The organism is Microbacterium sp. Leaf351, from assembly GCF_001423825.1.
GTDB lineage: Bacteria > Actinomycetota > Actinomycetes > Actinomycetales > Microbacteriaceae > Microbacterium > Microbacterium ginsengisoli.
In genome coordinates, this window is record NZ_LMPK01000023.1 from 27853 (window position 1) to 31866 (window position 4014).

Annotated in this window: 4 protein-coding genes; 2 read left to right on the plus strand and 2 right to left on the minus strand. The window is 72.8% G+C overall.

Annotation, left to right across the window (positions count from 1 at the left end):
- Together treZ and ASG00_RS07840 are read left to right on the plus strand one after the other, a co-directional pair.
- On the plus strand, positions 1 to 1513 hold a 1513-nt coding region (treZ, locus tag ASG00_RS07835), incomplete at its 5' end, for a malto-oligosyltrehalose trehalohydrolase (RefSeq protein WP_056208234.1).
- A gap of 156 nt (positions 1514 to 1669) precedes the next feature.
- Entirely contained in the window at positions 1670 to 2716 is a 1047-nt protein-coding gene (locus ASG00_RS07840; RefSeq protein ID WP_056208237.1) for an isopenicillin N synthase family dioxygenase, read from the plus strand.
- Positions 2717 to 2732: 16 nt separating this feature from the next.
- On the opposite strand, the gene ASG00_RS07845 is transcribed toward ASG00_RS07840, so the two are convergent.
- Together ASG00_RS07845 and ASG00_RS07850 are read right to left on the minus strand one after the other, a co-directional pair.
- Positions 2733 to 3449 carry a glutamine amidotransferase-related protein gene (locus ASG00_RS07845; protein WP_056208240.1) on the minus strand — a complete coding sequence of 239 codons (717 nt, stop codon included), beginning with the start codon at positions 3447 to 3449 and terminating at the stop codon, positions 2733 to 2735.
- A gap of 44 nt (positions 3450 to 3493) precedes the next feature.
- On the minus strand, positions 3494 to 4014 hold a 521-nt coding region (locus tag ASG00_RS07850; RefSeq protein ID WP_056208245.1), incomplete at its 5' end, for a LysR substrate-binding domain-containing protein.

The following is a 4014-nucleotide window of genomic DNA, read 5'->3' on the forward strand; positions in this document are numbered from 1 at the left end:
CTTCGCGTGGACGGATGCCGCGTGGACCGGGCGTCCACTCGCGGGCGGCCTCGTCTACGAGCTGCACATCGGCACATTCACCCCCGACGGGACGCTCGACGCCGCAGCCGCGCGACTCGATCACCTCGCCTCGATCGGCGTCACCCACGTCGAGCTGCTGCCCGTGAACGGCTTCAACGGCCAGTGGAACTGGGGCTACGACGGCGTGCTCTGGTACACCGTGCACGAGGCGTACGGCGGACCCGCCGCCTACCGTCGCTTCGTCGACGCCGCCCACGCGCACGGCATCGCCGTCATCCAGGACGTCGTCTACAACCACCTCGGACCGAGCGGCAACTACCTGCCCGAGTTCGGTCCCTACCTGCGCACCGGCAGCCGCAACACCTGGGGCGACTCCGTGAACCTCGACGAGCCCGTGGTGCGGTCGTACATCGTCGAGAACGCGCTCATGTGGCTGCGCGACCAGCATGTCGACGGACTCCGGCTCGACGCGGTGCACGCCCTGCACGACGAGCAGCCGGTGCACATCCTGCAGGAGCTGGCCGCGGCATCCGATGCCCTCTCCGCGCACCTGGGACGCCCGCTCACCCTCATCGCCGAGAGCGACCTCAACGACCCGCGGCTGATCCTGCCGCGCGAGGCCGGCGGCTACGGTCTGCACGCGCAGTGGAGCGACGACTGGCATCACGCCGTCCACGTCGCCCTGACCGGTGAGACGAGCGGCTACTACGAGGACTTCGCGGCAGCCGACGCCCTGCCGAAGGTGTGGACCGCCGGGTTCTTCCACAACGGCACCTACTCGTCGTTCCGGGGGCGTGACCACGGCTCCCCCATCCCGTCCGAGGTGCCCACCTCCCGCCTCGTGACCTTCTCGCAGGACCACGACCAGATCGGCAACCGCGCCGCCGGCGATCGTCTCACCGCGACCCTCTCGACCGACCGGCTCGCGGTCGCCGCCGTGCTGACCCTCACCACCCCCGGCACCCCGATGCTGTTCATGGGCGAGGAGTGGGGTGCGTCGACGCCGTGGCCGTTCTTCACGTCCCACCCCGAGGAGTGGCTGGGGGAGGCCGTGCGCAAGGGGCGCACCGAGGAGTTCGCGCGCATGGGCTGGGACGAGTCGGTCGTGCCCGACCCGCAGAGCCCGGCGACGTTCGCGAGCGCCAAGCTCGACTGGACCGAGCAGACGCACGGCGCCCATGCCCGCCTGCTCGCGCTCTACCGCGCCCTCGCCGACCTGCGGCGCGCGCGGGCCGAGCTCACCGACCCGGCGTTCGCCGACCTGACGGCGGAGGACCTCGACCCCGACGCTCCCCCCGCCGCGCGGCGGTTCCTGCTCGGACGCGGCGCCCTGCGCATCGCCGTCAATCTGAGCTCCGACCCGTGGCCGCTCGCGCTCGAGCCGGGCGAGACGGTGCTGCTCACGAGCGGGGCGGATGCCGCGGCATCCGCCGACGGCACCGTCACCGTTCCGCCCGACACGGCCGTGATCGTCGGGCCACCGCTCGGCTGAGCCCGGCGCACGGACACCCGGATGCGCCGTCACGCGCAGGAAACGTGCGCTCGGTAGCCTGGCCGCGCTCATGAAAGCGAGCCGCCCACCGGCGGCGGGAAAGCGTGAAGCGACTGCCTGACACCGGCCCGCGGGCCACGACCTCACGGAGTTGCCATGACGTTCCACGTCCCCCTCGTCGACATCACGCCCTACGTGACTGGCGGCACCGACGCCGAGCGCGCCGCGGTCGCCCGCGCGATCGACGACGCCTGCCGCACGGTCGGTTTCATCCAGATCACCGGGCACGGGGTGCCGGCCGCGGTCATCGCGGGGCTCGAGGCATCCATCGACGGATTCTTCGGGCTCGACCTCGATGTGAAGAACACGTACCGCACGCCGCCCGAGATCAATCGCGGCTACAGTCCGCCGAAGTCGGAGTCGTTGAGCCTGTCGCTCGGCGTCGAGCAGGCCAGCCGCATGAACGACTTCTTCGAGGCGTTCAACGTGGGCGCGACCGCGGCGCACTACCCGCACGTCGCGCACCTCGACCCGATCGACTACGCCGACAACGTGTGGCCCGACGTCGCCGGGTTCGAGCCGGCCGTCAGCGCCTACTTCGGCGAGGCGGCGCGCGTCGCCCGCACGCTCACCGACATCTTCGCCGACGCCCTCGGCATCGATCGCGCCTTCTTCGACGCCCGCACCGACCACTCCCTCGACGTGCTGCGGATGAACAACTACGCCCTCCCGCCGGGCACCGACGTCACCCTCGACGGCGACCTCATCGGCATGGGCGAGCACACCGACTACGGCATCGTGACAGTGCTGTGGGCCGACCGGGTCGCGGGCCTGCAGGTGCTCGGATCCGACGGCTCCTGGAACGACGTGCAGCCCGCCGAGGGCGCACTGCTCGTCAACCTCGGCGACGTGACCGCTCGGCTCACCAACGAGCAGTGGATGTCGACGCTGCACCGCGTGAAGCCGCCCGTCATCGACGGCACGATCCGCCGGCGCCGCTCCGCGGCGTTCTTCCACGACGGCAACGTCGACGCGCTCATCGAGACGCTGCCGCAGTGCGTCGACGCGCAGCATCCGGCGATCTACGAGCCCGTCACCGTGCAGGAGCACATCCGGGCGAAGCTCGCCGGATCGCGCGCGGGCGTGCGCAACGAGACCGCCGACCGCGAGTCGGCGCGGGTGCTCTCCAGCGACCGGTACTGAGGGGTGGGGTGCGCGCCTACAGCGCCGCGAAGGCCGCGACGATCGCCGTCGGCGCCGTGACGGTCGCGGCGCGCACGCCCGCGACCACGGCGGCGTAGTCGTCGGGGTCGAAGTAGCCGAAGTCCCGGTAGACGGCGATGCGCGCGGCGAACGAGTCGGCGGTCAGCTCCGGGTGGAACTGCGTCGTCCACAGCGACCCGACCCGGTAGGCCTGCACCGGGCATCCGTCGCTCGTCGCCAGCGCGACCGCCCCCGTCGGCGTCGTCCCCGACCCCTCCTTGTGCGCGGTGTAGGCGGTGAACGTCGCAGGCAGGGCACCGAAGACCGGGTCGGCGGCGGCATCCGCGCCGACGGTCACCTCGGTCGTGCCGGTGTCCTCGCCGAACGCCCGGTCGATCGTGCCGCCGAGCAGCCGCGTCGCGATGCCGATGCCGTAACAGGTGAGCAGCGCTCGGGTGGCGCCGGATGCCGCGGCCTCCGCGACCGTGGCGAGGTCGGCCTCGACACGGCGCTGGGTGTCGGACTTGCCGGCCTCGGGGTCGCCGACATTGAACGGGCTGCCGCCGCCGATGAACCCGGCGTAACGGTCGAGGGCGCCCTCGGGGAGAGGGGAGCGGGTGAGGTCGTGGCGGGCCAGCGACACGCCGGCGGCGGCGGCGAACGCGGCGAACTCGCCGTCGGCCGCGTTCTGCTCCGGGCGCGCGCCGAGGAAGAGCAGCGGCCGGGAGTCCATCCCGCGAGTCTAGGGCGAGGGGCGGGCCGGCCGTCCGGCGGGTCTCAGCGTGACGAGCGCGCGGTGCGCCCGCGCACGATGCCGACGAACGCGTCGATCAGCGGGTGGGCGTCCTCCCGCGGCCAGACGAGGCCGACCGGGGCGAGCGGGCCCCCGTCGAGCTCGCGGAAGGTGATGTCCTTGCGGTGGTGGAGCCGGGCGAGCGACATGGGCACGACGGAGATGCCGACGCCCGCGGCGACCGTCGCGATGGCCTCCTCGGTGCTGGCGGGGGGAGCGAACCGGGGCCGCTCGACGGGCCAGGCCGCGGCGGTCGCGGCGAGGTCGAGCACGTCGTCGGCGGGCACGATCAGCACCTCGCCGGCCAGATCGGATGCCGCCAGCCGCTCGGCGACCGATAGTGAGGCGTCGGCCGTCATCACCACGACCGGCACCTCGTCGTAGAGGGCGATCGCGTGCCACCGCTCCCGGTCGACGGGGAGGCGGGCGATCACGGCGTCGACGTCGCCGGCCGCGAGAGCGGTCTGCTGCCGGGCGACGTCGAGCTGCACGAGCTCGAGCGGGG